Here is a 26,039-nt window from a genome sequence, read left to right as displayed (position 1 = left end):
ATCTATTACAATCATTTTCGAGGGCAGTGGAACCTAAAAAAACTGCCGCCTGCAAAGTACAGACAACAGCTTCTTCAAGTTAGCTAGCTTTTTTTGAAATGTCCTTTACAAAGGGTACAGTTTAATCACGAGTAGCTTCTTTATTTGTTATTTACTATGATGTAAAACAGCGAGTATTGTATTTTTGTTATTTGGCTCATTACCTGTTTTCCAGGTGAGCTTGTACACGTTGCGATCCATATCTACTGTGTAAACATATGTAAAATCGCGTTCGATCACTGGGTAGCCATGAACAGAAAAGTCTCTGCCATGTAGTTTTAATATCACTAGCAGCACCTCACAATTTTTATGAAGAGTATACAGTAATTTCATATTTCCGAGAAGTGGTTGCATTTCAAATTTTAAAATAAAAATATTATCATTGAATAAAGAACGTTTGTTCGCATATAATAAGAACAAACGTTCTTATGGAGGGATCTCGATGAAAGAGCTAATCGGAAAAGAAGCGCAACTTATCTACGTCGATAGCAAAAAGAATGTATCAATTCGTAACGTGAAAATATTAGTAGCTGGTGAAGCGCGTTTTATGGCGTACTGTTACAAGGCACAAGAGGTAAGGTCGTTTCTTAAATCAGGAATTGTTGACATAGAGTTAATGAGTTTTAAGCATAGAGAAGGAGTTAAAGTCTGTGAGTAAGCAACGCGTTATAATGCTTGCAGATTGTCAGTCATTTTATGCAAGTGTTGAAAAGATGGAGCATCCGGAATATGCTAATCGTCCACTAGTTGTTGCTGGAGATCCCGAAAGACGATCAGGCATTGTGTTAGCGGCTTGTCCAATAGCGAAATCGTTTGGTATAAGCACCGAACAACGACTAGGGGAAGCTGTCGCAAGGTGTCCGGATCTCGTGATAATTAGACCACGTATGCAAATGTACATTAAGATATCAATGCAGATCACTGAGATATATCAGTCATTCACTGATTTAGTCGAGCCATACTCAATTGACGAGCAATTTTTGGATGTTACTGGCAGTCTAAATTTTTATAATTGCAGCGCAGATGAGTTAGCTCAAATGATACAACATCAAGTACAGTTATCGACTGGCATTTATACGAGATTTGGCATTAGCACAAATAAAATATTAGCCAAAACAGCATGTGATAATTATGCCAAAAAGAATAAATCAGGTATGTATACTCTGTTAAGAGACGATCTTGAACAAACGTTGTGGCAGCTGCCAATTCAAAAAATGTTTATGGTCGGCAGGAAAATGAATCTACATCTACAGTCAATGGGCATATACACGATAGGGGAATTGGCTAATACTCCGCTAGATGTGTTTAAAAATAAATTACGCCGTAAGCTCGGCAAGAATTCAGATATTAACGCAGAGTTGTATTGGCGTATAGCAAACGGTATAGATGATAGTCCAGTCACGCCAGGTACACATCAAAACGCTCCTAAATCAGTCGGAAACATGATGACATTACCGAGGGATTACAGCAAAATAGACGAGATCAAAATAATCTTACTAGAGCTGTCCGAGGTTGTATGTCAACGCGTGCGCAGTCAAGGGCTAATGGCGTGTGTTGTATCAGTTTCATGCAAAGGTGCTAATTATGACATGCCAACTGGCTTTAACCGACAGTTAAAACTAGATGATGCAACTAATGTTACTAATAGTGTTTATCATGCAGCGGTCGAATTGTTAAATCGTCACTGGGATGGTCTGCCTGTACGGCAGATGGGAGTGAGCTTATCAAAGTTGGCTGGTGACGATGAGTATCAGTTATCTTTGTTTAACCCGGACCAAGATAAAAAAATGGCATTAGAAAAAGTGACGGATGCGCTCAAGTTAAGATACGGGGATACAAGCATCATTAGAGCTGTATCTATTACTGCAGCAGGTCAAGCATTGAGACGCGCTGAAATGATTGGAGGACATTACAAGTGAGTAAAAAGTTAGAAGGCAATGGATTGTGGGAAACACGTATGATGTTGCCGGAACATAAAGAATCAATTATACAAAAAGCTCAGGACCAAAAACGTAGAAAAAGAATCTATTTAGATGATCAAGAGTTTGATTATAATGTCGTTCCGATTCCTTGAAGGAATCGGAACGACATTATTGATAAATAACCGAATATATTGTTGTATTGCTATGCCTTATATAGAAGTTTCCGAAGGTTTGAAAACTTGATCATCGATTCGACATCACTCGAAGCACACAAACATGGTGTCGGTGATAAAGAGGCCAGTATAGCCTCCTAAACAATAGAAAAGGCTCCCACCATTTTGGTAGGAGCTGTAGCGTAGTTAATTAATTAATCCCTTGCAATCAAGGCACTGGATACCAAACGTTTCCACCAATGACGTGATTGGGGAATTTCACTTCAATAACCCCTACTGTAGACCCTGTTGGAGGGTTGACAGTATACGTATACCAGCCTGTAGATGGGCTTGAGGAAACCAATGACATAGGAATAGTGTGGGTTACCCAGTCAGTTGGTGGTGATGTAGGGAATCCATAAGTGATTTGCACCAAAGTGGGACCACTTGCTGCTGGCTGGTTATTGACATCACCTGCGAATACTTGGACTGTTAGCGTGGTTCCATCAAATGAATGTGAGTATTTGGAGCCAACATATGCCGTGGGTGATAGAGCTGACGCAGATACGGGAATCACGATCAAACACATTAATATAACAGCACCAAGAAAACTTAACTTTTTCTTCAAAACTATTCCTCCTCTATTATTAATTTCCACTAGAATTTAACATATATTCTTCTGGAAAAATACCTGTCAAATTCTAGGTCTTATAATATGTCATTGTTTAACCCAGACGACGACAAAAAGATGGCATTCGAAAAAGTGACGGATGCACTCAAATTGAGATATGGAGATACAAGCATCATTAGAGCTGTGTCTATCACCGCTGCAGGTCAAGCGTTGCGGCGAGCTGAAATGATTGGAGGGCATTACAAATGAGCATAAAGTTAGAAGGTAACGGCTTATGGGAATCTAGCCGAATGATGTTGCCTGAGCATAAAGGGTCTATCTTACAAAAAGCTCAGGAGCAAAAGCAGCGCAAGAGAACTGATCTAGACGATCAAGAGTTAGATATAATTAATGATGCGTTACAACAGTCGCTACGGCAACGTATAGCCATCACAATTAAGGTGTACCACTTGTATGAAGAGTTATTGGTTGTAGGTGTAGTGGAACGTATTGACCGATCTATAGGTAGATTTAAGGTTGATGGCGAATGGTTTATACTTGGTGATATTGAGGGAATAGAACTTCTTAGTTAACGTTAATTCAAAATTATTATATATCTTGTAATTTTAGTGAATATTGATTCGTAAAAGTTACGATGGAGTATAAGATGAAACAAGAAAATATATCAAATGTTAATAAACCTTCAACAAAGGTAATGACTGAGTTTTATCGGTATATATATAACAATATTTATCCAAGACTAAGTGAGCAGGTGAAAGATGAGATTCTCCGAGATTTTTATGGAAATGAAAAAGATTTAAGCATATCGAAGGGCAAGAAAAAACCTTAGTTTAATACAAACAAAGCCACTTCGATGGAGTGGCTTATTCAAATACGCTTCATCTTATTACAACATTCAAAATTAAAAATCATTCTCTCAAATTGTCCCCAAAATCGTCCCCCAACATTGCAGTTCGTAACATAATGTTACTGGTTACCTATTTTGAATTCATTGATAATACTGGATTCTCACTGATGTTACAGGCTATAAATTGGTGTGGTTCTTATACCGCACCCAAGTTCACCAATGGGAACTTGATCAGTATTTGACTCATTATTAATAAGGGGAACCCTTGATGCTACTGGCATTGAGGGTTTTTCTTTTTATGGGGTAGTGCCATTATTGGTGAAAATAGGAAAAAGGTATGATGGCGGGAGGGAAGCCTTTCCTTTAGACTTGATGAGGAGCTTGTACGCGTCAATGCAAGATCGAGAAGAGAAGATGAAATTAAGGAGTGTACATTATGAATGAAATGATAGAACAACAGAAGGATTTTGGTTTTGCGAGAGTATACGCGATTGAGTTGCTGTACAAAGAAAAACCGTTACTTGATCGCGAACTACTTTATGCCAAAATGGAGCAATATACTGGAAAAACAGATCAACCGCAAAATGAAGATAACAAGAGCGGCTCGCTGGCCGTATGGGAACCCTATGAGCAGCCGGAGCAGGGCGATATGCTTCATTTTTTTCATTTGAATTATATGGTGGAATATTCAGAAGGAGAAATGCCTGCGCAAACAAGTATTACAGGTATGAGTCCGCGCCCGATATCCGACTATGAAGAAGCAGTTCAGCAAAGTTGGCATTGGAATGAAGCCGGCCAAACTCTACAGGAGTGTAGCTACACATTGATGCTCGTCGATATGATGGCATCTGGACTGGAACCGAAGAGAAGATTGGAGCTACATACGAATGCGCTTCGTGCAATTTTGGAAATTGCTCCTTGTGATGCTATTTATTTTAGAGAAAGCAAAAAGTTGGTTGAGCCGCGCATGTTTTTGACTGCTGTTGATGCAGGAGAACTTTTATACGGAGCAGTGAACGTTCGTTTTTATAATGTTGAAGGCACTGGAAGCAACCGTCAGGAAGGTCTTATGGATTCCGTTGGACTCGCTGCACTGGGCATTCCTGATGTGCAATGCCACTTCTATGATATGGATACTTCTGAGGTAGCCGACATATTGACAAATTTTTCTTACTATTTGTTTAATCAAGGCGATATTATTACGGATGGCGAAACGTTAGGCTTTACAGAGGAGATGCGTTGGCGTTGCGAGCATCAATATGCACTGGCTGCTCCGCACCGCGTTGTAATTGATCTTGATCCCGGTCAGCCATACTATGCGGGACGTCAGGGCAGAGCTGACGAATAGTCGATAAATTGCTAACAGGGCGCCTTGTTATAAGGCGCCCTGTTTACAACATATTAGTTTACTTAGGAATGATGACGACGATGTTTTTTAGCGATTACAAGTACTCTTTGACCAGGACTAATTCTTAAAACTTTAGTTCTTCTAGCAACACCCATAGGAGTCACCTCCATATTCAGATAAAACTATTATATGAAAGTTAATTGAATTTGCTCTAGACGGATATAACCATTTGAAGTTAATTGATTAAGTATAAGAGGGGGAATGATTTGATATTCCCCTCTCGACTGATTAAAAGAAAAACGGGAGTAAAAATAAAGCTCCGATCGTTGAAAGTGGAACTCGACGCTGGAAAAATCTGCGTCTAGGAAAAAAGCCAGGATGAAAACCAAATTGTCTATAGGTAGATTCGTATTCTTGGAAACCAGTCATTCTATCTGCCATTTCATTTGTAGGAATTGCAAGTGTGACATAATCTTGATCGACATGAGCAATAAATCCGTCATATGAATTACCGTCTGTAGTTTGAATACCGACATATTTATTCATACAACTCCAACAAATTTCTTCATAACCATTACTTTCCATTGTTAGCCTCCTTAATATCTGACTCACAATAGTCTATGGTCTAGAAACTATAATGCACATGACATTCGCCTATTAATATAAAAAGAAAATTTTAATGGAAATCAAGCAAGTACAAATCATAAGTTAATTTAGCATTGTATGTTCAAAGGTGTTAATGTAAAATATAGTAAATTAATGTTAAGGTGGGTTATTCATGAAAGTGTTTGTTTATTTTCGGCTTAAGCATGCTTTGTATATTATTATTTCTTTGTTGCTGCTTACTAGTTGTGCATATCAGCAAGTCACGACGATTACTACAAGTACCTCTAACGAAATAACAGCTGAGGGGATGTTAGCTAATCCTAATCGAGACTTTTTCCAATATGAAGAGGGCTTTTATGTTAACGCAACTAGAACAGGGGAGACTGAATTTGAATACACATTAGGTAAGGAAATTGGTGAAATAACTAGAACTTCAACAAAGGCAAAGCAATACCAAAGTGGAACAGCTAATATGCTACCAGTGGGCACGAAGCTTTATGAAACGGATGCGTCTTATATTGTAGCTGTTGTAGAAAATGTTGAAATTCCTTATACGCAAATAATTAGTGCTAATGCAGAGTGATAGGTTCTTTAATCTATATTAGATATTAGAATAAAACTAAGGCTTGAAGCTCAAGCCTTAGTTCCATATAACTCATCTAGAGTAACGAGTGTGAATCCTTTATCCTGTAAATCTTGAATAATATAAGGGAGTAGTTCGACCGTATTACTAATATGCTTACCACCAAATGAATGCATAAGAATGATACTATCTGGCTTTGTATTATCGTTAATCATTTTCCTCATTTCTTCAACTGATGTTCCAGCCCAGTCCCGAGTGTCTACATTCCATCCCACGAAACTTCTACTATCGTTTTTCATAGCATCTCTAACTACATCATTAACAGCTCCATAAGGGGCTCTAATCCAGTCTGGCTTAAAACCAATAGCAGCTTCTATTAACTCATCAGCCCGCTCTATTTGTGCAACAATTTCTTCACTAGTAAGCTTAGTCAAATCCGCATGATTATAAGAATGATTGCCTATGGAATGCCCTTCATCCACAATTCTTTGAAGAACGGAGTCGAGTTTTTCTACTTGTGTTCCAACAACGAAGAAAGTAGCTTTTACTTTATATTGTTTTAATATATCTAAAATAGCAGGAGTATACTTTGTATCGGGACCATCATCAAACGTTAGTGCGACATATTTTTTAGTTGCAACATCTGGATCAGATGGTTGAATCGGTTGTTCGGTAGATTCGGGTTCAGTAACCGTTGGAGGCTCTGTTGGTGCTGGTTCAGTAGCGGTAGGTACTTTTGTTGTTTCTTGCTCTGTACTGTTATGTTCTAGTTCAGGTATCTCTGTACTCGCTGGTAATTCTATGTTTTCAGGTGTAGATTCAGGCGATATTGTAGGTGTTGGTGATGTTGCTAGGTCATTCGTAATCTCATTCGTAATCTCATCATTCACTTCGTCATAATTATCTGGTTCTTGTACAGAAGGTGGTTCTGTATCGTTAGATTCTGGCTGTTTATTCGATGTAATGTCTGACGTTTGCTCTGAATGAATAGATTCTGTTAACGCTGAAGATTGTGAGAATAATGGTAAAATAAAATGTTGGACAGCTTTCGATTGGATACTGAAAAAGGGAATGATCATTGCAATGAATAATATTAGTGCGAAAAGTCGTCGTCGTTTTCTTTTTTTCTTCTGCTTGATTGTAACCATTCTTGTAGTCGTTGATTGATCAGGGATGTACATGACTTCACGCCTTTCGTAAAAACACAGAGAAGTATGCTTTAAATTGTTAGGAATGGGTTAAATATTCAGTGTGTTGTTCTCTTATATACTAAACGTATGAGGGAGGAAAAAAGTTTGCGAATTATAGAAAAAAAAGAGCCTTACATCGCAATGATGTAAGACCCTCTTAGAAATCAAATTATAGGTTATAAATTATTGGAAAATTTCAATAATTACTACTAAACCTCACAAGCTATTCCATCACCATCACGATCTAATTTCTCAGAGTAACCAGGATCACCCTTCATAATTGGAGCAGCACCTGCCTCACGAACTTCTGTACAGTTTTTATATACAATATTCGATGGTATAGATGTCGCACTACTTTCTGTATCCGTAGGATTTTTGCCAAATATATTTTTCGGTTTTGTTACAATAAATAATACTTTCTCACCGTTGTCGTAAGCAGATAATTGATGGCCGACCCAACTGCCAGCCCCTCGATTATCACTTGGATTAATATACGCTACGCTAGCGCCTTCTCCACCTTCTGCACACATTGCCATTGGCCACTCATCGCGATCATAGCCTTTCATAGTGTCAATACCTGCCAAAGAATTTTTACGATTTCCATCTGCTCCTTCGCGGTCGATAGTACACACATCTGAATGACCATTTTCTATTGCGCTATAAATATGGAGTGCGGTTTCAGGATAGCTATCGCTAGGGAATTCAAGAATATAATCATAATCATCGGGTTCCGTTTGCGTGGTAGTTACTGGTGTGACGCTTGGCGATGGAGTAGCTACATTGTACTCAAGTTCGACAACTGGAGACATGTTCTCATCTTCAGGAGAACTACTTGCATCTTCATGCTTAGATTGATCAATCACTGATTGATCAACAACGGATGGAGCTGTTATATCAGTTCCGCAAGCAGTTAACAATAACAGAAGCAAAAGGGAACATAACATAAACCATTTTTTCAAAATACTCACTCCTAAAACTTTTCATAGTCTTCTAGTTAGGGCATGCTGTGATGAAAAGTTACATCGAAAGCGTAAGCTAAAACTTTTCGTAGTCTTCTAGATAGGGCATGCTGTAATGAAAAGTTACATCGTAAGCAAAGGCTAAAATTTTTCATTTTTTAATTCAATAAAAATAGACCATCAGTTACATAGTAACTGATGGTCTATTAAAGTATGCATATAATGAGAATTAGATAATCAATGCATATCACGGAATAATCCGATTACTTTACCAAGTATAGTTACTTTTTGCAATCGGATTGGCTCCATAGAAGAATTTTCTGGTTGCAATCTAATATGATCTTTTTCGCGGTAGAATGTTTTGACGGTTGCTTCATCATCTTCAGTCATAGCAACAACGATATCACCATTGTTAGCTGTTTGTTGTTGTCTAACAATAACCATATCTCCATTATGTATTCCGGCTTCGATCATGCTTTCACCGACAACATTTAGAATAAACACATTATTATCTCTAACAAAATTAGTAGATAGCGGGAAATAATCCTCAATGTTCTCTGTAGCGGTAATCGGTATACCAGCAGTAACTTTACCTATAACAGGAATATGCTTAACTGGAAAAGGAATGATATTACTATCTTCTTCAACTGTATCTTGATCCAAAATTTCAATCGCACGAGGCTTAGTTGGATCACGACGAATAAATCCTTTTTTCTCTAGGCGATCCAAATGACCATGAACCGTAGAACTTGATAATAATCCAACTGCTTCCGCAATTTCGCGAACAGATGGTGGATAACCTTTGTCTTTAACTTCTTGCTTAATAAAATCTAATATAGATAGCTGTCGCTTTGATATTTGTTTCATCAAGATCATCTCCACATTTTATTAGGCAAATTATAACATAGAACTCGAGTTCGCACAAACATAAGTTCTCAAGAATATATGTTCGTATTTTTATTGGAATCCATTGACACGGAACGTCTGTTCGTGTATTCTAAAAACAGAACAAACGTTTGGGGGATGATTTTCATGTCAACGTATAATCCATATGCATATCGCAGTTATATAAGTTCCAGTAACAGTAAGAGAGACACTCAAGTACATAAGCAGTCTGTTCGGTTTTCTCTACCAAAGGTATCGATGATCAGTAAAGGGTTTTTTATACTTACGTTAACTGCACTTATTGTAATGAGTTTGTTTTTGTTCAGTGCTACAGCTTCGACTACAAATGGTGATTCACTGATGGATGGTGAAACGATTGTCGCTGTAGGTGCTGGCGATACACTTTGGGAAATTGCGAAGCATCATTATAGTAATACTTCAGATATTAGCTATATTGTATATCTTATTAAAGATCGTAATCAGTTAGAAAATACGATTATTACTCCTGGTCAGCAATTAATATTACCTTCATTATAATGATTTTGAATATTAGTCTGTAAAGTTCATCGATAGAAGATGCAACTTTATAGACTTTTTTGTTATAATGAAATTATTGTTCTAAAATCAAGAAATATGTGAAGTTGCATCTCCTTGAAATTCATGTCAACATTATGGGATTGCTAGCTAGAAGGGAGTGGAAGAAATGGATATGGAGAAATTGATTGCTCGTATTAATGAGCTATCACGTAAAAATAAGTCAGAAGGTTTAACAGCTGATGAGACAAAGGAACGTGAAGAATTACGTAAAAAATATCTTCTCAACTTTAGATCTAATATGAGACAACAACTTGATAATATTGAGATAGTTGATGATGATGACCAAGGTGACAATAAAACAGTATTAAACTAAATATTCATGCAAATAGTTAAGAGGGGGATTTATATTGTCGCGTTCTTGGGAGAGAAAAGTTAAGAAAAATATGGCTACTGTTAATAAAGCACGCAAGAAATCAGGTGCTGGAAATTTAGTTATGAATGTTGAGAAGAAACAAGAAACTCGTTTTACTGGTCGAAATTACATTTTACCTGCAGTACTTGTTCTATTTATTGGTATGTACAACTTTTTAATGCTGATGGATCCTACATTTAAATTCAATACGATGTATTGGATAACGATTGTGAGTTACTTCTTACTTGCAGCATTGTTCTATTTCCGCAAACCATACCTAACAATAGGAAAAGACTATGTTCAATCTCGCAGAATGATGGGGGACAAGCAGTTATTTGCTGCTGCTATTAAAGAAATTAAAATCCAAAGTGGATATGTCATTATCGTTCCCAACCATGGTAGTAGTTGGACATACTCTAAGCTGTTTAATCGCTTCCCATTGCAAGATATGTCGGCAGCATTAAAGAAATTTGCTGAGAAACATGACATTACATTTACAGAGTAGAGCTAGTGATTATTAATTATGTAATGAAAAATTGTATGAATAGATTTGAATAGGGATAGTAACATGACTTAAGGGGAGAAACCGACGTGAAGAAGGCAGTACTTTTTGATTTGGATGATACGTTACTGTGGGATGATCGCAGTGTGAAAGAAGCATTTCGTGTTACATGTGAATTTGCCCAAGCAGAAACTGGAGTTGATCCAGAGGCGCTAGAACAATCAGTTCGCCAAGAAGCTAGAGCGATCTATGAAGCTTTTGACGCTTTCCCGTTCACAAAAATGATCGGTATTAATCCGTTTGAAGGACTTTGGGCTCGTTTTGCTGAAGGAGAACAACAGGAATTCCGTCAACTTCAACAATTTGTACCTTCCTATCGTACGGATGCTTGGACGAAGGGTCTAGCAGCACTTGGTATTGATAATGCAGAGCTAGGTGAGAAATTAGGCGAAATGTTCCCAGCAGAGCGCAGAAGTCGTCCTATCGTCTATGAAGAAACATTTGCAGTATTAGATCAATTGAAGGATCAATATAAATTATTACTTCTAACGAATGGTTCGCCTGATTTACAACGTGAAAAGCTGGCAGGTGTTCCGCAGCTTATTCCTTATTTCGATCATATTATTATTTCTGGTGAATTTGGGGAAGGCAAGCCTAGAGCTTCGATATTCCAACATGCCCTAAGCCGTTTAGAACTAGAAGCAGAAGATTGTATCATGGTTGGAGACAAATTAACTACGGATATTCTTGGCGCTAATACAGTTGGAATGACTTCTGTCTGGATTAATCGCCACGGTATAGACCGCAATGATGATATTATTCCTACACATACGATTACTAGCTTGAATGACTTATTCGAAGTATTAGCTTAATTACTTAATAGAAAAAGCATCTGATGTACACAAATGTGTAGGTCAGATGCTTTTTTTTGTTATTATTATTTTTGGAACGCAGGATCTTCATGCGGATGAGCAATCCAGCCTTCTGTTTCTATAAATAAGCGAATAGCTACTATTTTTTTGTTATCCATTAATGTGAAGAAGTGAGGGATGTTCTCAGGAACAGAAATCAAGTCCCCAGCTTCAAGTTCAACATCGAAATATCCTACATCGTCAGTACCTTTAATAATAAAGATTCCTTTACCAGAAGTTATTGCACGAACTTCATCTTCAGTATGTGTATGAACGTTCTCGAATTTTTTGAGTAAGTCTTCAAGATTCGGAGTACCTTCTGATAATGTAATAACATCCCAAGTTAGATAGCCACGACGAGCAGCAATTTCACGGATTTCATCATCGAATGTAGCAAGAATTTCTTGCTTCTCTTCATCAGTAAGATCAAACTTCTCTTGTAGACCAACACGTAGCTTGGAAACATCCCAATGTTCATAGATTACGCCTTGTTGTTCAAGGAACGCGCCTACGTTTTCTTCTCCTTGAATACGTTCGTCTGTATTTCGAATTCTTATCTCAGCCATGTATTATTCCACCTTTTCCAATAGGAATTAAATTCTTATACGTATAATTATAAATGATATTGATGTACTTGTCGATTATTTACCTTTCAACTTTGGTGAATTTCTGATAAAATTTGTGTTAGTGATTTTGGGAAGGGTGTATATAATTGTTAATTAGCAAACTTCAAGAAGAACTTCAAAAGAGAATTCTTATATTAGACGGTGCAATGGGAACGATGATTCAGCAGGTTGATTTGACTGAGGATGACTTCGGTGGCGCTGAATTAGATGGCTGTAATGAGATGCTTGTATTAACGAGACCGGATGTCATTCAGTCTATTCATGAGCAATATTTAGCCGCTGGTGCTGATATTATTGAGACGAATACATTTGGCGCTACAAGCGTTGTACTAGCCGATTATGATATACAAGATAAGGCAAGAGAAATTAATTTAGCAGCAGCAAAGCTAGCAAAGGATGCTGCTATCAAATATAGTACGCCAGAAAAACCGCGTTTTGTTGCAGGCGCGCTAGGTCCAACAACGAAAACTCTTTCTGTAACGGGAGGGGTTACGTTTGATGCATTAATAGATAGTTACTATGTGCAAACTGTTGCGTTAATTGAAGGCGGCGTAGATGTTATTTTACTTGAAACTTCGCAGGATACACTTAACGTTAAGGCAGCTAGTGTAGGTATTAGACAAGCATTCGAAACAACAGGGATTACATTGCCGCTAATGATCTCGGGAACGATCGAGCCGATGGGAACAACGTTAGCTGGACAAAGTATAGAGTCCTTCTATATTTCTTTAGAGCATTTGAAACCGATATCTATTGGCTTAAACTGTGCGACAGGTCCAGAATTCATGCGTGATCATATTCGTTCTTTAAGCGATATTGCTCGCACTGCAGTATCATGTTATCCGAACGCTGGATTGCCTGATGAAAATGGTCTATATCATGAGACACCGCAATCACTAGCTCATAAAATCGAAGATTTTGCGAAGCAAGGGTGGTTGAATATTGCAGGTGGTTGCTGTGGTAGTACGCCAGCACATATCGAAGAACTGGTAAAAGTTCTTGCCAAATATGAGCCTCGTCCACAAACCGGTGATCATTCTGACGCTGTCTCAGGGATCGATACTGTATTTATTGAAGCGGATAATCGCCCAATTATGATTGGTGAGCGTACAAACATTTCTGGTTCTCGCAAATTTAAACGACTTATCAAAGAAGAAAAATTTGACGAAGCTTCAGAAATCGCGCGTGCACAGGTGAAGAATGGTGCTCATGTCATTGATATCAACTTGCAGGACACGGATATTGATGAGGAGTATGCCGTTCATAACTTCCTACCGCAAGTAATGAAGAAGATTAAAGCGCCAATTATGATTGATTCCACATATGATCATATTATTGAACTAGGTCTGAAATACTCTCAAGGTAAAGCGATTATTAACTCCATTAACCTTGAAGATGGTGAGATTAAATTCGAGGCGATCGTACCATTAATTCATCGTTATGGCGCGGCGGTTGTTATGATTCTTATTGATGAACGCGGACAGGCTATAACGCGTGAAGCGAAGCTAGAAGTTGCGGATCGTGCTTATGATTTGCTTGTGAATAAATACGGTTTGAACGAAGAAGATATTATATTTGACCCGAATATGTTCCCAGTTGGTTCTGGTGATCCGCAATATATTGGTTCAGCTGTCGAGACACTTGAAGGTATTCGGATGATCAAGGAGAAATATCCACGTACGAAGACGATTCTTGGATTAAGTAACATCTCATTCGGATTGCCTGATGCTGGTCGTGAAGTGTTGAACTCTGTTTACTTGTATCATGCAACGAAATCAGGACTTGATTATGCGATTGTTAATACGGAAAAGCTAGAGCGCTATGCTTCAATCTCTGCGGAAGAGCGTGAATTAGCAGAACAATTAATATATAACACGAATGATGAGACGTTAGCGGCGTTTGTAGCTGCATTCCGTCATAAGAAGGTCGAAAAGGTTGAAAAGCTTTCTAATTTATCATTAGAGGAGCGTCTTTCATCTTATATCGTTGAGGGCACGAAGGAAGGTCTAATTGTTGACCTTGAATTAGCTCGCGAGAAATATTTGCCACTTGATATTATTAATGGTCCACTTATGGCTGGTATGGCTGAAGTCGGCAGACTATTCAATAACAATGAGCTTATTGTTGCTGAAGTATTGCAAAGTGCGGAAGTGATGAAGGCTTCCGTGACGCATCTTGAGCAATTTATGGAGAAAACCGAATCTGCAATTAAGGGGAAAATCATTCTTGCTACCGTTAAAGGTGATGTGCATGATATCGGCAAAAACTTAGTTGAAATTATTCTATCTAATAATGGCTACAAAATTATTAATCTAGGTATTAAAGTACCACCAGATCGCATTATTGAAGCATATCGTGAAGAAAAGGCAGATGCTATTGGTCTATCAGGTTTATTAGTGAAATCTGCTCAACAGATGATCATTACAGCACAGGATTTACGTGCAGCTGGAATTGATGCGCCAATTATGGTTGGTGGTGCAGCGTTAACGCGAAAATTTACAAGAACACGTATATTACCGGAATATGATGGGCTTGTTATATACGCCAAAGATGCGATGGATGGGCTCGATATTGCTAATAAATTGACGACGCCAGAATTACGTGCTGTCGTTGAAGAAGAGTTTGTGCAAATTCGCGAGGCGCTTGCAAATGAAGTAGAGACGGAAAAGAAATTACCTACAATGACTAGAGCAGTGAGATCTAATATATCTCAAGATACACCAGTCTTTATTCCACCAGATACAGATCGTCATATATTGCGTAATATTCCGATCAATCAAGTATTGCCTTATGTAAATATGCAAATGCTGCTTGGACATCATCTTGGTGTTAAGGGGCAGGTCGATAAGCTGCTTGAAGCAGGGGATAACAGAACAACTCAGCTGAAGGAAACGGTAGACAGCATTTTTGCTCAAGGAATCGAGGAAGGCTTCTTAGAAGCGAACGGGATGTATCGTTTCTTCCCTGCCCAGGGCTCTGGCAATGATATTATTATTTATGATCCTGAAGACCATAGTAAGGAAATTAAAAGGTTTACATTCCCGCGTCAGCAAGTTGAGCCGTATTTATGTCTTGCAGATTTCCTGAAATCGGTTGAAAGTGGCATTATGGACTATGTAGGATTTATCGTCGTTACAGCTGGCAAAGGAATTACCGATATTTCTGCTGCATGGAAGGATAAAGGGGACTACTTGAAATCACATGCAGTACAGGCGTGTGCGCTTGAAACGGCAGAAGGTCTTGCTGAGAAGGTTCATCATATGATGCGTGATATTTGGGGTTATCCAGATCCGCTTGATATGACGATGAAAAAACGCTTCGGTGCGCGTTATCAAGGAATTCGAGTGTCATTCGGTTATCCAGCATGTCCTAATCTTGATGATCAAGGCCCGTTATTTGAATTAATGAAGCCTGAGGATATTGGAATGTTGCTTACGGAAGAATTTATGATGGAGCCTGAAGCTTCTGTATCAGCAATGGTGTTTGCTCATCCTGAAGCGCAGTACTTCAATGTTGATAAAGCTTAATGTTTACAAGGGTTTCTGAAAAGGTATAGTAAGTTTATAGGAAATCTATGTTATTCATATTTTTCTCAGATGAAGCCATCTGTAGAATTTGATGAATAACGTATATGTAACCTACGCTAATTAATATAAACCTTTCTTTTATTTGATTAACATTCAAATGAAGGGAAGGTTTTTATTTTGATTAGAAAACGTAAGGTATCACAAAAAAATATTGGATTAGACGTTGTTACCTTAGATGAAGCGAAGGCGATTGTAATTAGAAATAAAGAACTAGAAGGTTCAAGAGAGGGGACTATACGGAATTACAGGAAATTTTTCAGACATTTGGAAAGTTTCTTAATTGCAAACAAGATTGAAAATATTAGAGTATTGACTGAACAAGATGCGAAAGGCTTTATGTATTATTTGATAACTCGAGGACTTCAGAGCGGAACAGTTAATAGTTACTTAAACAATGCAAAAGGTTCATTCAAAATTTTGAAGGAAGAAGGTTTCTGCAATCATATCTTCAAAAACACGAAATACTTAAAGACTGATGAGAAGAAAATAGATTTTTATCAGTTGAGGAAATAGATACTTTCTTGAAAGTTATGAACTTAGACAAGTATACAGAATTTCGTGATTATGTATTTACCCACGTGTTAAATGATACGTTTGGTAGAATAGGGGAAACATTATCAATTACCAAAGAAGATATTGATTTTGAAGCTCAAATAATAACCTTTAGAAAAACTAAGCAACGGAAAATAAGGTCGGTTCCATTCTCAAATAAAATCGCTATGCTTTTGAAGAAGTTATTAATTGAAATTGAAGAGTTTGGAGGTTTTCCTCTTTTTCAGTCTTGGAATGGAAAAAAGGTGATGTAATCACTATTACAGCAGGAACAGGAAGAGGGAAGAGTAACTTTATAAAGAATGAACTCTATGAAAAGGCAAAAGAAGAGAATGAAAAAATATTGTTCTTTATCCACAGAAAAAATACAAAAAATCAATTTAATAATGAAGCACTAGCAGATGGGAAGGACGATGTAATTACTTACATGACTTATCAAACCTATCAAACAAGTGTGATAAATGAAGAAGAAATTAACCTAAAAGATTACAAGTATATTGTTTGCGATGAGTATCATTATTTCTCAAATGATTCTAGTTTCAATATATATACTGATGTTGCATTGGAGGCAATACTAGAACAAAAAGAGGAATTTGTGCTGATTTTAATGAGTGCAAGCGATGGGTTTATTCGCTCTTATTTAGAAGATGATTTGAAAATAGAGATGAAAAAGTATGAAATTCCTCTTTCGTATGAGTTTATTAAGGATATTAGTTACTATTATGATATAAGTGAACTACATAATGTGCTAGATTCTCAACTTGAAAAAGGTTCAAAAACTATAGTGTTTATAGACTCTGCTGAGAGAAGTTATGAGTTATATAAAAAATATAAAGAGCATAGTATGTTTGTTTGTAGCGATGGGAACGAGAAGTATGCTAAAAAAATGGACATTAGTAAACGAGATTATCTAATTGAAAATTCGAAATTTGAAGACACATTTTTGTTTACCACCAACACTCTTGATGCTGGTCTTAATATCAAAGATGATGAGTTAGATAGCATAATTGCAGATATTGACACATTGATTCAATGTATTGGAAGGAAACGATTGACGAAAGATAGTGATAGTATTAAGTTGCTTATACAAAAAAGAAATGATGGAATGTTACGACAGGATATAAAGAATATAACAAGGAGTCTGATTCATTCTAATTTTCTTCAAATAAACAGCAAAGAAGTTTACACAAAAAAATACTATAGAAAAAGAATCATCGAGAGTATAAAAGAGCTACCAAACGGTTACATGCAGTATATGGATAATTTGTTTGGTAAAGATAACTCAATATTACATGATAGATACTTGTCTACTTCAACATCTAACTTTTTGTCACATTATTATGAAAATAAGATTATTATTGAGAATAAGCCGAATAAAGATAATTTTGCTAAAGAGTTGAATTTAGTAAGAGGAAAGAACGTGGCGATGACTTTTACAACTATCAATAAAGAGTTGGAAAAAAAATGACCTCTTACCGTTTAGATAAAATAGATAGCAGAAAAAAGGGGAAAGGTGACAAGAACGCATGGATAGTTAAAGCATTGGTTAAACAATATGATGGTTCGTATAAGTTAATGTAGTCTCGACTTGGTCGAATTTTAACCTGTTTTATATAGTGAATGGTCAAAAGTGACCAAAAAAGAATACACCGTTCGTTGAGGGGGTTGGGGACGGACGAAAAGCGTATTTTATAATTGCGCAGTTAAGTATCTAGAGCGAAGCGAAAGATACAACTGCTCAATTTGAAATCGCAGCGTCCCCAAGAATAATTAAAATTTTCGGAGCATATCACTTACTGTGGTGTGCTTTTTTTATATGTAAGAGCAAGTTAAGATGATTGAGCATAAGGAAGAAGTCATTGAGGAAAAGGTTCAGATCATTGAGGGATTGACTGATAATCTTCCAATATCAAGTCAGAGACAGATGATAGTTACGGTTCTTAGACAAGGTTGTGTTGGAAACTATCTAGTGATGGCTGATAAGATGGTCTTATCTGTATGGTGAGTTCAATAAGATTTATCATATGAATGTTAAAGTGAAAATGTACTTCCAACAAAAGGATGAGATGAAACTTGCTAATCTGAATCATGACTTGATCGTTGAGCGATTGAAAAAGGAAATGTTCATCCCTTGTTTAACCTACTCTTATTTCCATGATAAGACGGTTGAAACAAGCACAGGCGATAAGGGTTACATTGAGTTAATCAAGATAGCCAAAGAGAAAAATAATGAGAACATAATCAAGTTATTGCTTACACAGGCACAGTGGAACACGTTCCGCAGTAATTTCAAGGCAAGCAGAGATGATATTGAGCAAGCGTATCTTGATTCACAGTACCTTATATATGATTTTCTAACAGTACATCACATTTAAGTGGTGTACTGTTCTGTTTTGATATAAAATGTAAAAGAGTGTTAAGAAATAAAAATATTGGGTATGGTCACAGTGATGCATTAGACAGTGTAGTAGATTCAAGTGACAACTTCCTTCGGAAGTTCGTGAATACCTGAACGTTATCAGAAATCACATGAAAGGAGCGAGAAATATGAAGAAACGTATTTGGTCAATCTCGTTTTTTGTTTTTTTTATGTTATTAATGGGTTTTCTCACATTCAAACAATCAGAAATGGCGACAAAAATTGAACAACTTAATAATGAAATCGAGAATCAAAATAAAACAGGTTTAGCCTTAAATCAAAATATTGATAATTTAAAACAAGAAAATCAGAAACTTCTGTCACAAATTATTACTGACTTCAGTGACTACACAAGCAAAATTGATGAATTACAGCAAGAAAATGCACGATTAAATAATGTAGTCGCTTCGAATCTAAGAATTCTATTCGGAAATGATCATAATATTCGTATTGATCCTTTAATAAATAAACAAATGCAAGAATTGGTGGAGAATTATTTTGAAGCCATAGAAAAAAGTGATTATCAAAAACTAACAACCACACTAGATCCAAATTTAGTTGAAAACCAAGGATATCTAGGCTTGTGGGAACAGAGAGAAGAAATTGAGGCAATTCTCTTAGTAGATAGAGATCTAGAACAAAGATCAAACACAATAAAAGAAGAATTTAGCATAAGAACATCTGTCGACCTAGTAACTGTATATTTTTTAAACCGAAGTAAAATCATTGGTAATATTAATATTATTGCAACGGAAACTGCAGCGGGCTGGAAGATTTTTAGGTTTGACTAAGACGTCATGTGACATCTGATAACAAAGTGTTCACGCATCGGCTGTTCGACCTCATTTAACAGGAGCATTTCGGGATTGAACTCCTAACGGGGAACGATAGTTCACTCGAATAAGGAGTATATCACGCTGCAGCTGCTCCTTGTTTTCATTAAGCTAACGGGCAGTTTAGCAAAATAATCACAACCGTATTCTGGTAATATAATTTTTAGGAAGAAGTCACTTCGCCAAGAGCCTGTAACAGTTTTACCTTTCTAAATTTAATAAAGGAAGCAATTCTCCAAGGTACTACATAGCTAAAAGCAACTATAAAGAAAAGCATACCTAGACTTGTTGGATCCATGCCAGAAAAATATTGTCTTGCTACGAATCGAATCACCACAACTGCAATCAAAACGATAAAAAAGGATTTATTTTTTTGTGCATAAATCTGTCCGTCCTGACGAATTTCATAGTTGGTAGTCAACATAAGAGGAACTGCCAGTAATACCCCGATCAAAGATGCTACGCCAATTTCCCGAATTTTCAAGTGGAATGGAAGTTGTGAAAACATAGAAATCACCGGAAATAAATAGAGTATCGGGAGGAAAATTTTGATCCCCGACCCTTAAATCGGGCGAAACATCGCCCTAGTGCGCCTCCAAAATACTAACCCTAAAATCACAACCATGAATCCATAAATGGTTAATCCGTTCACTTTTCATTCTCCTTGTTCGCTTATTGTTAGACGATTAAGTCTTGTTTTTCGTTTGCACCCTGATAATATCGCCCTTTATTAGGAGAGATATAGTAACCTTTGTCAACAATTCCATGTTACTATAGTCACTCACTAGTATGAGATGTGACAGGTTCGCTCAGTTGCTAGAAGGAGGGGCTTAGCTCAGCTTGGAGCACACCTCTTGTTGGTTACACACTCGAAAAAACTATTCAAAAAGTAAGACAATTTGCACGGGGTCATTGCTCAGCTGGCAGAGCGCTACACTGGCAGTATAGAGGTTAGGGGTTTGATCCCCCTTTCCTAAATGGTTTTGGATATTATCTCTACGATATGGCAGGGTTATAAGATAAGTTTACATTTAAGAATGATCTCAATATTTGGTCAAATTACACGCTTAGACTCTTGTTGACGTGGTGCAACCATTCTTCCAAGTGTAAGACCGAACCATACCAAGAAAAGGATGAGTAGTAGCGCGATAACAGTACCTATCAGAAACGTCACTACATCTATCACAGCTGCGTCGAATAATCTATAAAGGGTATACGTGGAATAGGGGATTTCAAGTAACGATGCTGTGATGACACCTGGAGAGTACATTTTTAATGCAATGGTCACCCCAAGATGTTTAATACCATCCAGCAAAATCACGGCAACGATTCCAACAAACAGCATATTTAGTTTGCCGTTACTGTCGAAATCTTTTATAGCCAAGTATGTTATTAAACTAAGAAACGAACCGAGCAGCAATACCGCAAACGTAAATTGAAATGTGATGCGCTTTTCCCAATTAATCAGGCGGTTTCCCATAGCTAAAAAAGGATGGTCCTTATTTACCCTCAGACACTTCTCTATCGTCACAATTTCTTCTCCGTCATGGATGAAAAATATGATCGGCAGCAACCATATCAAGGTTTTTGTGCTGATAAGTTCATTTATGTACCATAACATTATCATCGCCTTCCTTTCGTTGCATTGTACGGATAACGTAGGCGAAGAAACGTAGCTTCAACCTCTTGGGCAGAAGCTTACTGACGCCTGCATATAAGAATCGATTATGCCATCCTGGGACAATAAGTGATTTTTTCCCAAGGTTACGTATGGCTGCTGTGACGACGGATGACGCACTCATTGCTCCAACGTCACTAATGCCTGCAACCTCTTGAAATTCCGTCTTCGTTGCCCCAGGACATACGGTTAGCACATCGATTCCCTCATGTTTCAATTCATATGACAAACCTTCTCCAAAATAAGCGTTGTGAACTTTCGTAGCGGAATAATGTGTCCAGTAAGGCACAGGACTGAAAGCGACACTGGATGAAACGAAAACAATACCTCCGCGCTTGCGAACGGCCATTTGCTTGCCGAACGTATAGGCCAATAGAATAGGCGCTAAACAATTGACATGCAGCATATCCAATTCTTTCTGTATATCGTTATTCAAAAATGCACCCGTGATGCTGAATCCTGCGCAATTGACTAATAAGCCAATTTCAATCGTATCTGTTATAGCAAGGATCCCAGTTAAAAAATCTGGCCGAGTTAAGTCAACGGCGGCTACTTTTATCTCTACTCCATGCTCCTTAACTAAAGTCTGTGCCAATTCATTCAGCTTGTCTTCACGGCGTGCAACCAATACCAGATTCATCCCGCGACTTGCAAGTTGCTTGGCAAATTCGGCGCCAATACCGGAGGATGCTCCAGTTATTAAGGCCCATGAGCCATATGATTCGATAAATGTACCCATATCATTTCACTCCTAAATAATAATTAATTGAGTACTCACTTAAATTAGAGGAAAAAAGAATGGCTGCCGTGGACTGTTTCATTATAGACAACTGCAATCAGCTATATTTTAGCTATTGTTGTACGATCAGGCCATGCAACAGCAAATGCACAAGATGGCGAATGTATGGCTCTTCTTCGAGCATGAAAACGTTGTGTCCAAAGCGGGAACGGATAATAACGTATACGAGAATAGATGACGTGAGCGATATCATGGCAACTTCATAAGAACCTTCATCCCATTGCTCACTTGAAGTTCCATTGTTAAGTGTGATACTGCCAATTGTACCGATATTCTTGATCAGATGAAGCACCCCTTGGGATACCGTTTCATCCTGAATCATTTCTGGAGACCAAATAAGCATAATGTAATCTAAATTTTCCTTCAGAAAATTTAGGTATCTCATCCCGTAATGAACGAGCGCTTCCTCCAGCGGCAGTTGCGCAAGCTTTTCTTTCTCCTCCTGTATTCGCAACGCAAAAGAAAAATTGTTCACAAGATCGAGTAAAAGTTTCCGTTTATCGCCGAAATAGTAGAAAATAAGTCCTTCCGCAACGCCGCACTCATTCGCGATTTCTTTGGTCGTGGTAGCATGAAAGCCTTTTTGCGAGAAAAGCTTCAGTGCTGCCTTAAGAATAAGCTCCTTCTTGGATTCCTTGTCCTCTTTTATTGGCAAAATAATATGTCCTCCCTTTGAATACGAATATCATTTTATTTGAGTATATACTCAAATTTTGTCTTATGTTCAGTCCTTTGTCAAGAGGGGGTCAGAATGGGTGTGTTTCGCATCAGAGGTGTCAAACTAACCCTTATCACGTTTTTTTGTATTGTGGGGTTGAAGCAACGGTAGGGTTATGGGGAGCCAGTTATTTGGTTGGTGCAAGAGATGTTACGGCTGAGACGGTAGCCTGGTGGATATCTTTATAATATGGGAGGAATTACAGTGTGAAGGTTTATTACTGGCTTTATAACGCTGAAGGTTCTAAACTGTGTGTTAATCCGCTTAGGTCAGCTCGTTTTCATTGTAGGCGGAATTATCATCTTGCTTCCAGTGCCTACTCCGCTATTACTGATTGGATTCATTCTGGTAGGTCTCGGTCTTGCACCCATCTATACTGGGCTGCTCCATGAAGGGCCACAACCCGGTAAGCTTTACGCTAACGGAGAACGATAGCTCAATAACACTCTCTACGTAGGGCGTTTTAATTAAGGTTGAAAATCAACATTAAGATTTAACATAGCCTAGGCATTAGTAGACATTGTTCTCTACTAGTGCCTTTTTTCTTTAATGTAGTATAATTAACATAAAATTGGAATTAGTTATTGTTGGTGTTATTCGTATTTAGTAGGAGGTGACAGATTTGAGTAGTAGACAATTTGATGAGAAAGACTATTGGAGAGCTGTCATTTTCTATGGACTTAATACAGCTACCTATAAGATTGCTCTTGGACAAGCTCTTATCAAATTCTCAACAATGGACAAGGATTATGTGTCTATGGATATGTTAGCAGAATCCTTTTTTGATTTATATCATGAACGCTTGAAGAACAATATGCCTCAAATGAGTATTCAAGGCAGAAGGACGGCAATGGAGCGTATTGTCTAGTAAACATCCCATCTCAAACAAGCTTGTTGAGAAGCTTGGTAAGACACCAATAGCAAGAAGAAAGAACATCTTAAAGGTGTATGAGGATGTAAAGGTTGTTCTAGGTGGAGCAACATGGGAAGGGATTCGTGGCTATAATCCGATGACAGATACATTCTATAAAACATTTATAAGGAGCTTGAAGCTATGATTGTTTATAACAAGTTAGTACGTGATAAGATACCTCAGATAATTGAAGCAAGCGGAAAAACATGTGAAGTGAAAATACTAGATCATGTAGCTTATGAACAAGCGTTAAAGGATAAGTTAGTTGAGGAAATGAATGAAGTTCATGGAGCTAAGAGTGATAATGAGCTGATAGAAGAACTAGCAGATTTGTATGAGGTGTTGAGTTCATTAGTGTCAGCTAAAGGTGTAAGTGAACAACACTTCCTTGAGATAGTCAAAGCTAAGAATGAAAAGCGTGGTGGATTTAGAGATAAAGTCTTTCTTGAATCAGTAAGTGAGTAGCAGTTAATCAACTACAAACAGGAGTGAAAAACATTAATGAGCTACATAATGGTAGGTATATTAATAATTGTTTGTACAATAGGGTTTATTATCTTCAAGATATACGATAAACCAAAGAAAACTTTCATTCAAACTGTTGATGATGATTATGATTTGAAATCAATTGATATTCATGCTATTGATAGGATGGCAGATGGTAGTGAGTTTGAAATGTATCTTTACAGGCTATTGTTGGAGCTAGGTTATACTGGTGTTTATAAAACAACCAACAGTAGAGATTTTGGAGCAGATGTTGTTTTTACTGACAGAGAAGGTATACGAAATGTTGTACAGGCTAAAAGATATGCTATTGAAAATCCAGTAGGAATAAGTGCTGTTCAAGAAGTGTTCTCTTGTATGAGGTACTATAAGGCTAAGAAAGCTATTGTGATTGCTTCTGCTAAGTTTACTGAACCTTGTGAAACCTTAGCGGGGATAAACCATGTGAAGTTATTAGATCGTTCTGATTTGATAAACATGATTGATGATTTAAGAAATGGGAATTTGCGGTCGGTGAAGGATAGGATTGAAGCTGAACCGAGAATGATATTGGAATCGTGGAGTGAAGCGGGAAACAATGTGCTTCATGAGATTAGAAAAGACTATAAGGCAGAGCGTTATGTAAAGAAAGTTATGGATAAATAAGTATTCTCATATAGGAAGAATTACAAACACACAAGTATTAAGATTATAGGAGGTAAAAATGAGTATAGAGCAAGTAGAAAGACATATTGATTCTGAATTAAAAAGAACAATAAGAAGAGAAGCATTTTTTGGATGTGTGGTATGTGGAATTCCTATTATAGAGTATCATCATATTGAGCCTTTTCATATTGTAAAATGTCATAGTAAAGATAATCTTATTGCATTATGCCCTACACATCATTATAAAGCAGACAGAAGAATGATTACCGCTACGCAACTTTATAAATTTAAGAATAAACCTTTTAACATGAATCAAGAAAATCTAAAAGATGACTTTTTTTTAGGAGCATATGAATCACTTATATTTAAAATAGGTGATTCAAAGTTTATAAGAGTACCTAACTTGTTTGTAATAAATGAAGTACCACTTATATCTATCACCAAAGATGAGAACAACAATGCGGTCATGAATGCTAAATTTTTTGATAAAGACTCAAATTTAATTGCAGAAATTATTGAGAATGAGTGGTTTGCTCATATTAAAGATAAGAATATTTGGGATATACAGTATTCTGGAGGTAAACTAAAAATAAGCTCAAAAAAAAATAAGGTTTTTATGGAACTAGTTGTTAATCCAGAAAAAGAATATGTGGAGGTAAAGTCTAAGCTCTATTATAAAGGTCATTATATAAATCTTACACCTTCTAAAATAACAATAGGAAACGAAAAGAACAGTAGCAAAACAGACTATTGTACTATGATGGGATTAAATGTAATTGATTGTAATAATGGTATAGTAATTGAAGTATGATGTATTCTATTTTGAATTCGGATTTCTTTTCATGGTTTATATACTACTTCACAACTAGCTACCACTACTTTATAATGAAGAATATTGATAAATGTTGGGAAGTAGTAGTTGCTTAATAATTGTGAATGAAACGTAGATATAACAAGGGGTTTGAGCTATCAACACATTTAACGTATAAGGAATGTTCCTAACAACTGAAGCTGTAATAGCTGAGAAGAATCTTTACATGAGTGTATAGTAGTATACTGAAATAGAAATTAAGACTAATGATAAAGGAGCCAACATAATTTGGTTCTTTTTTGTGTGGCGTGCCCAGAGGCACGCATTATCTAGTTGGTGAAAGTCCAACCGAAGGAGGGACCAAGCCACCTTCGTAGCTGGGATACCTGCGTATGGCGAAATCTGTGCGTAGAAGCGTATCGACGAAAGT

34 protein-coding genes, 1 tRNA gene and 1 pseudogene are annotated in these 26,039 nt (G+C 37.2%); 26 read left to right on the top strand and 10 right to left on the bottom strand.

Annotated elements, in window-relative coordinates:
* The first annotated feature begins 481 nt into the window (after window positions 1–481).
* From AC1TPB_RS23525 to AC1TPB_RS23515, 3 genes are read left to right on the top strand one after another with little or no spacing between them, the layout of a single operon-like run.
* Window positions 482–697 carry a hypothetical protein gene (locus AC1TPB_RS23525; protein WP_482078716.1) on the top strand — a complete coding sequence of 72 codons (216 nt, stop codon included), beginning with the start codon at window positions 482–484 and terminating at the stop codon, window positions 695–697.
* Between the two features lie 13 nt (window positions 698–710).
* Window positions 711–1,958 carry a DNA polymerase IV gene (locus tag AC1TPB_RS23520; protein ID WP_482078719.1) on the top strand — a complete coding sequence of 416 codons (1,248 nt, stop codon included), beginning with the start codon at window positions 711–713 and terminating at the stop codon, window positions 1,956–1,958.
* The gene (locus AC1TPB_RS23515) at window positions 1,955–2,113 is read left to right on the top strand and encodes a hypothetical protein (RefSeq protein ID WP_482078715.1); all 159 of its coding nucleotides are present in this window, start codon (window positions 1,955–1,957) and stop codon (window positions 2,111–2,113) included. The genes AC1TPB_RS23520 and AC1TPB_RS23515 overlap by 4 nt, the downstream gene beginning before the upstream one ends.
* Before the next feature lie 229 nt (window positions 2,114–2,342).
* On the opposite strand, the gene AC1TPB_RS23510 is transcribed toward AC1TPB_RS23515, so the two are convergent.
* Window positions 2,343–2,741: an early set domain-containing protein gene (locus AC1TPB_RS23510; RefSeq protein WP_482078714.1), complete on the bottom strand. Its 399-nt coding sequence runs from the start codon at window positions 2,739–2,741 to the stop codon at window positions 2,343–2,345.
* Window positions 2,742–2,834: 93 nt separating this feature from the next.
* On the opposite strand from AC1TPB_RS23510, the gene AC1TPB_RS23505 reads away from it, so the two are divergent.
* From AC1TPB_RS23505 to AC1TPB_RS23490, 4 genes are all read left to right on the top strand, one after another.
* A complete protein-coding gene (locus AC1TPB_RS23505; protein WP_482078713.1) occupies window positions 2,835–2,993 on the top strand; it encodes a hypothetical protein in 159 nt (52 codons plus the stop codon).
* Complete coding sequence (locus AC1TPB_RS23500) at window positions 2,990–3,316, top strand: YolD-like family protein (RefSeq protein WP_482078712.1); 327 nt, start codon at window positions 2,990–2,992, stop codon at window positions 3,314–3,316. Before AC1TPB_RS23505 ends, AC1TPB_RS23500 begins: the two co-directional genes overlap by 4 nt.
* A gap of 74 nt (window positions 3,317–3,390) precedes the next feature.
* Window positions 3,391–3,573, top strand: a complete 183-nt coding sequence (locus AC1TPB_RS23495; RefSeq protein ID WP_482078711.1) for a hypothetical protein — start codon at window positions 3,391–3,393, stop codon at window positions 3,571–3,573.
* Window positions 3,574–4,027: 454 nt separating this feature from the next.
* Entirely contained in the window at window positions 4,028–4,939 is a 912-nt protein-coding gene (locus tag AC1TPB_RS23490) for a DUF4261 domain-containing protein (protein WP_482078710.1), read from the top strand.
* A gap of 288 nt (window positions 4,940–5,227) precedes the next feature.
* Here the strand turns inward: AC1TPB_RS23490 and AC1TPB_RS23485 are convergent, their stop codons facing one another.
* Window positions 5,228–5,524: a phosphatidylinositol kinase gene (locus tag AC1TPB_RS23485; RefSeq protein ID WP_482078709.1), complete on the bottom strand. Its 297-nt coding sequence runs from the start codon at window positions 5,522–5,524 to the stop codon at window positions 5,228–5,230.
* A gap of 193 nt (window positions 5,525–5,717) precedes the next feature.
* Between AC1TPB_RS23485 and AC1TPB_RS23480 the strand changes: the two genes are divergently transcribed.
* On the top strand, window positions 5,718–6,128 hold the full coding sequence (locus tag AC1TPB_RS23480) for a hypothetical protein (protein WP_482078708.1): 411 nt from the start codon (window positions 5,718–5,720) through the stop codon (window positions 6,126–6,128).
* A 50-nt stretch (window positions 6,129–6,178) separates the two neighbouring features.
* Here AC1TPB_RS23480 and AC1TPB_RS23475 read toward each other — a convergent pair whose 3' ends face one another.
* The 3 genes from AC1TPB_RS23475 to lexA form a co-directional block, all read right to left on the bottom strand.
* A complete protein-coding gene (locus tag AC1TPB_RS23475) occupies window positions 6,179–7,309 on the bottom strand; it encodes a polysaccharide deacetylase family protein (protein WP_482078707.1) in 1,131 nt (376 codons plus the stop codon).
* A 218-nt stretch (window positions 7,310–7,527) separates the two neighbouring features.
* Window positions 7,528–8,277, bottom strand: coding sequence for an excalibur calcium-binding domain-containing protein (locus AC1TPB_RS23470; RefSeq protein ID WP_482078706.1), 750 nt, complete (start codon window positions 8,275–8,277; stop codon window positions 7,528–7,530).
* 237 nt (window positions 8,278–8,514) lie between these two features.
* Window positions 8,515–9,144 (bottom strand): transcriptional repressor LexA, encoded by a 630-nt coding sequence (lexA, locus tag AC1TPB_RS23465; RefSeq protein ID WP_482064081.1) that lies wholly within the window; start codon window positions 9,142–9,144, stop codon window positions 8,515–8,517.
* A gap of 165 nt (window positions 9,145–9,309) precedes the next feature.
* Here lexA and AC1TPB_RS23460 point away from each other — a divergent pair, with 165 nt between their 5' ends.
* The 4 genes from AC1TPB_RS23460 to AC1TPB_RS23445 all read left to right on the top strand — a co-directional run bounded on the left by AC1TPB_RS23460 (window position 9,310) and on the right by AC1TPB_RS23445 (window position 11,485).
* Window positions 9,310–9,699, top strand: a complete 390-nt coding sequence (locus AC1TPB_RS23460; RefSeq protein ID WP_482078705.1) for a LysM peptidoglycan-binding domain-containing protein — start codon at window positions 9,310–9,312, stop codon at window positions 9,697–9,699.
* Between the two features lie 166 nt (window positions 9,700–9,865).
* On the top strand, window positions 9,866–10,072 hold the full coding sequence (locus AC1TPB_RS23455) for a DUF896 domain-containing protein (protein WP_482064083.1): 207 nt from the start codon (window positions 9,866–9,868) through the stop codon (window positions 10,070–10,072).
* Between the two features lie 34 nt (window positions 10,073–10,106).
* On the top strand, window positions 10,107–10,616 hold the full coding sequence (locus AC1TPB_RS23450) for a hypothetical protein (protein WP_482078704.1): 510 nt from the start codon (window positions 10,107–10,109) through the stop codon (window positions 10,614–10,616).
* An 86-nt stretch (window positions 10,617–10,702) separates the two neighbouring features.
* Window positions 10,703–11,485, top strand: coding sequence for an HAD family hydrolase (locus tag AC1TPB_RS23445; protein WP_482078703.1), 783 nt, complete (start codon window positions 10,703–10,705; stop codon window positions 11,483–11,485).
* A gap of 65 nt (window positions 11,486–11,550) precedes the next feature.
* Here the strand turns inward: AC1TPB_RS23445 and AC1TPB_RS23440 are convergent, their stop codons facing one another.
* Window positions 11,551–12,090, bottom strand: a complete 540-nt coding sequence (locus AC1TPB_RS23440; RefSeq protein ID WP_482078702.1) for a 1,2-dihydroxy-3-keto-5-methylthiopentene dioxygenase — start codon at window positions 12,088–12,090, stop codon at window positions 11,551–11,553.
* A 206-nt stretch (window positions 12,091–12,296) separates the two neighbouring features.
* On the opposite strand from AC1TPB_RS23440, the gene metH reads away from it, so the two are divergent.
* The 7 genes from metH to AC1TPB_RS23405 all read left to right on the top strand — a co-directional run bounded on the left by metH (window position 12,297) and on the right by AC1TPB_RS23405 (window position 19,499).
* Window positions 12,297–15,677, top strand: a complete 3,381-nt coding sequence (gene metH / locus AC1TPB_RS23435) for a methionine synthase (protein ID WP_482078718.1) — start codon at window positions 12,297–12,299, stop codon at window positions 15,675–15,677.
* Between the two features lie 177 nt (window positions 15,678–15,854).
* Complete coding sequence (locus tag AC1TPB_RS23430; protein ID WP_482078701.1) at window positions 15,855–16,250, top strand: phage integrase SAM-like domain-containing protein; 396 nt, start codon at window positions 15,855–15,857, stop codon at window positions 16,248–16,250.
* Between the two features lie 17 nt (window positions 16,251–16,267).
* Window positions 16,268–16,543: a tyrosine-type recombinase/integrase gene (locus AC1TPB_RS23425; protein ID WP_482078700.1), complete on the top strand. Its 276-nt coding sequence runs from the start codon at window positions 16,268–16,270 to the stop codon at window positions 16,541–16,543.
* Window positions 16,519–17,757 carry a DEAD/DEAH box helicase family protein gene (locus AC1TPB_RS23420; RefSeq protein ID WP_482078699.1) on the top strand — a complete coding sequence of 413 codons (1,239 nt, stop codon included), beginning with the start codon at window positions 16,519–16,521 and terminating at the stop codon, window positions 17,755–17,757. Before AC1TPB_RS23425 ends, AC1TPB_RS23420 begins: the two co-directional genes overlap by 25 nt.
* A 366-nt stretch (window positions 17,758–18,123) precedes the next feature.
* Window positions 18,124–18,294: a hypothetical protein gene (locus AC1TPB_RS23415; RefSeq protein WP_482078698.1), complete on the top strand. Its 171-nt coding sequence runs from the start codon at window positions 18,124–18,126 to the stop codon at window positions 18,292–18,294.
* Window positions 18,295–18,313: 19 nt separating this feature from the next.
* Complete coding sequence (locus AC1TPB_RS23410) at window positions 18,314–18,664, top strand: hypothetical protein (protein ID WP_482078697.1); 351 nt, start codon at window positions 18,314–18,316, stop codon at window positions 18,662–18,664.
* 172 nt (window positions 18,665–18,836) lie between these two features.
* Window positions 18,837–19,499, top strand: coding sequence for a hypothetical protein (locus tag AC1TPB_RS23405; RefSeq protein ID WP_482078696.1), 663 nt, complete (start codon window positions 18,837–18,839; stop codon window positions 19,497–19,499).
* Window positions 19,500–19,704: 205 nt separating this feature from the next.
* Here the strand turns inward: AC1TPB_RS23405 and AC1TPB_RS23400 are convergent, their stop codons facing one another.
* On the bottom strand, window positions 19,705–20,088 hold the full coding sequence (locus AC1TPB_RS23400) for a CcdC protein domain-containing protein (protein WP_482078717.1): 384 nt from the start codon (window positions 20,086–20,088) through the stop codon (window positions 19,705–19,707).
* Between the two features lie 358 nt (window positions 20,089–20,446).
* On the opposite strand from AC1TPB_RS23400, the gene AC1TPB_RS23395 reads away from it, so the two are divergent.
* Window positions 20,447–20,517, top strand: a tRNA-Ala gene (locus AC1TPB_RS23395).
* A 78-nt stretch (window positions 20,518–20,595) separates the two neighbouring features.
* Here the strand turns inward: AC1TPB_RS23395 and AC1TPB_RS23390 are convergent.
* From AC1TPB_RS23390 to AC1TPB_RS23380, 3 genes are all read right to left on the bottom strand, one after another.
* On the bottom strand, window positions 20,596–21,162 hold the full coding sequence (locus tag AC1TPB_RS23390) for an HXXEE domain-containing protein (RefSeq protein ID WP_482078695.1): 567 nt from the start codon (window positions 21,160–21,162) through the stop codon (window positions 20,596–20,598).
* The gene (locus AC1TPB_RS23385; protein WP_482063996.1) at window positions 21,143–21,958 is read right to left on the bottom strand and encodes an SDR family NAD(P)-dependent oxidoreductase; all 816 of its coding nucleotides are present in this window, start codon (window positions 21,956–21,958) and stop codon (window positions 21,143–21,145) included. The genes AC1TPB_RS23390 and AC1TPB_RS23385 overlap by 20 nt, the downstream gene beginning before the upstream one ends.
* A 112-nt stretch (window positions 21,959–22,070) precedes the next feature.
* The gene (locus tag AC1TPB_RS23380) at window positions 22,071–22,673 is read right to left on the bottom strand and encodes a TetR/AcrR family transcriptional regulator (RefSeq protein ID WP_482078694.1); all 603 of its coding nucleotides are present in this window, start codon (window positions 22,671–22,673) and stop codon (window positions 22,071–22,073) included.
* A 108-nt stretch (window positions 22,674–22,781) separates the two neighbouring features.
* Between AC1TPB_RS23380 and AC1TPB_RS23375 the strand changes: the two are divergent.
* From AC1TPB_RS23375 to AC1TPB_RS23350, 6 genes and pseudogenes are all read left to right on the top strand, one after another.
* Window positions 22,782–23,135 (top strand): annotated as a pseudogene (locus tag AC1TPB_RS23375) (MFS transporter); the annotation flags it as partial.
* Window positions 23,136–23,358: 223 nt separating this feature from the next.
* Entirely contained in the window at window positions 23,359–23,604 is a 246-nt protein-coding gene (locus AC1TPB_RS23370) for a hypothetical protein (RefSeq protein ID WP_482078693.1), read from the top strand.
* Window positions 23,597–23,794, top strand: a complete 198-nt coding sequence (locus AC1TPB_RS23365) for a hypothetical protein (protein ID WP_482078692.1) — start codon at window positions 23,597–23,599, stop codon at window positions 23,792–23,794. Before AC1TPB_RS23370 ends, AC1TPB_RS23365 begins: the two co-directional genes overlap by 8 nt.
* Window positions 23,791–24,114 (top strand): pyrophosphohydrolase domain-containing protein, encoded by a 324-nt coding sequence (locus tag AC1TPB_RS23360; RefSeq protein WP_482078691.1) that lies wholly within the window; start codon window positions 23,791–23,793, stop codon window positions 24,112–24,114. Before AC1TPB_RS23365 ends, AC1TPB_RS23360 begins: the two co-directional genes overlap by 4 nt.
* Before the next feature lie 36 nt (window positions 24,115–24,150).
* A complete protein-coding gene (locus AC1TPB_RS23355; protein WP_482078690.1) occupies window positions 24,151–24,798 on the top strand; it encodes a restriction endonuclease in 648 nt (215 codons plus the stop codon).
* A gap of 58 nt (window positions 24,799–24,856) precedes the next feature.
* Window positions 24,857–25,609 carry an HNH endonuclease signature motif containing protein gene (locus tag AC1TPB_RS23350; RefSeq protein WP_482078689.1) on the top strand — a complete coding sequence of 251 codons (753 nt, stop codon included), beginning with the start codon at window positions 24,857–24,859 and terminating at the stop codon, window positions 25,607–25,609.
* Window positions 25,610–26,039: the final 430 nt, after the last annotated feature.

The sequence above is a fragment of the Paenibacillus sp. Y951 genome, from assembly GCF_056786395.1.
This window is presented reverse-complemented; position numbering and strand designations above follow the sequence as displayed.

What these genes read in the sequence shown, in the direction of transcription:
- AC1TPB_RS23520 (WP_482078719.1), top strand. Translation starts at nt 711, where the DNA reads ATGCTTGCAGATTGTCAGTCATTTTATGCAAGTGTTGAAAAGATGGAG.
- AC1TPB_RS23495 (WP_482078711.1), top strand. Translation starts at nt 3,391, where the DNA reads ATGAAACAAGAAAATATATCAAATGTTAATAAACCTTCAACAAAGGTA.
- AC1TPB_RS23480 (WP_482078708.1), top strand. Translation starts at nt 5,718, where the DNA reads ATGAAAGTGTTTGTTTATTTTCGGCTTAAGCATGCTTTGTATATTATT.
- AC1TPB_RS23385 (WP_482063996.1), bottom strand. Translation starts at nt 21,958, where the DNA reads ATGGGTACATTTATCGAATCATATGGCTCATGGGCCTTAATAACTGGA.
- lexA (WP_482064081.1), bottom strand. Translation starts at nt 9,144, where the DNA reads ATGAAACAAATATCAAAGCGACAGCTATCTATATTAGATTTTATTAAG.
- AC1TPB_RS23415 (WP_482078698.1), top strand. Translation starts at nt 18,124, where the DNA reads ATGATTGAGCATAAGGAAGAAGTCATTGAGGAAAAGGTTCAGATCATT.
- metH (WP_482078718.1), top strand. Translation starts at nt 12,297, where the DNA reads ATGGGAACGATGATTCAGCAGGTTGATTTGACTGAGGATGACTTCGGT.
- AC1TPB_RS23405 (WP_482078696.1), top strand. Translation starts at nt 18,837, where the DNA reads ATGAAGAAACGTATTTGGTCAATCTCGTTTTTTGTTTTTTTTATGTTA.
- AC1TPB_RS23485 (WP_482078709.1), bottom strand. Translation starts at nt 5,524, where the DNA reads ATGGAAAGTAATGGTTATGAAGAAATTTGTTGGAGTTGTATGAATAAA.
- AC1TPB_RS23490 (WP_482078710.1), top strand. Translation starts at nt 4,028, where the DNA reads ATGAATGAAATGATAGAACAACAGAAGGATTTTGGTTTTGCGAGAGTA.
- AC1TPB_RS23440 (WP_482078702.1), bottom strand. Translation starts at nt 12,090, where the DNA reads ATGGCTGAGATAAGAATTCGAAATACAGACGAACGTATTCAAGGAGAA.
- AC1TPB_RS23350 (WP_482078689.1), top strand. Translation starts at nt 24,857, where the DNA reads ATGAGTATAGAGCAAGTAGAAAGACATATTGATTCTGAATTAAAAAGA.
- AC1TPB_RS23460 (WP_482078705.1), top strand. Translation starts at nt 9,310, where the DNA reads ATGTCAACGTATAATCCATATGCATATCGCAGTTATATAAGTTCCAGT.
- AC1TPB_RS23455 (WP_482064083.1), top strand. Translation starts at nt 9,866, where the DNA reads ATGGATATGGAGAAATTGATTGCTCGTATTAATGAGCTATCACGTAAA.
- AC1TPB_RS23360 (WP_482078691.1), top strand. Translation starts at nt 23,791, where the DNA reads ATGATTGTTTATAACAAGTTAGTACGTGATAAGATACCTCAGATAATT.
- AC1TPB_RS23475 (WP_482078707.1), bottom strand. Translation starts at nt 7,309, where the DNA reads ATGTACATCCCTGATCAATCAACGACTACAAGAATGGTTACAATCAAG.
- AC1TPB_RS23525 (WP_482078716.1), top strand. Translation starts at nt 482, where the DNA reads ATGAAAGAGCTAATCGGAAAAGAAGCGCAACTTATCTACGTCGATAGC.
- AC1TPB_RS23500 (WP_482078712.1), top strand. Translation starts at nt 2,990, where the DNA reads ATGAGCATAAAGTTAGAAGGTAACGGCTTATGGGAATCTAGCCGAATG.
- AC1TPB_RS23355 (WP_482078690.1), top strand. Translation starts at nt 24,151, where the DNA reads ATGAGCTACATAATGGTAGGTATATTAATAATTGTTTGTACAATAGGG.
- AC1TPB_RS23410 (WP_482078697.1), top strand. Translation starts at nt 18,314, where the DNA reads ATGAATGTTAAAGTGAAAATGTACTTCCAACAAAAGGATGAGATGAAA.
- AC1TPB_RS23425 (WP_482078700.1), top strand. Translation starts at nt 16,268, where the DNA reads ATGAACTTAGACAAGTATACAGAATTTCGTGATTATGTATTTACCCAC.
- AC1TPB_RS23390 (WP_482078695.1), bottom strand. Translation starts at nt 21,162, where the DNA reads ATGTTATGGTACATAAATGAACTTATCAGCACAAAAACCTTGATATGG.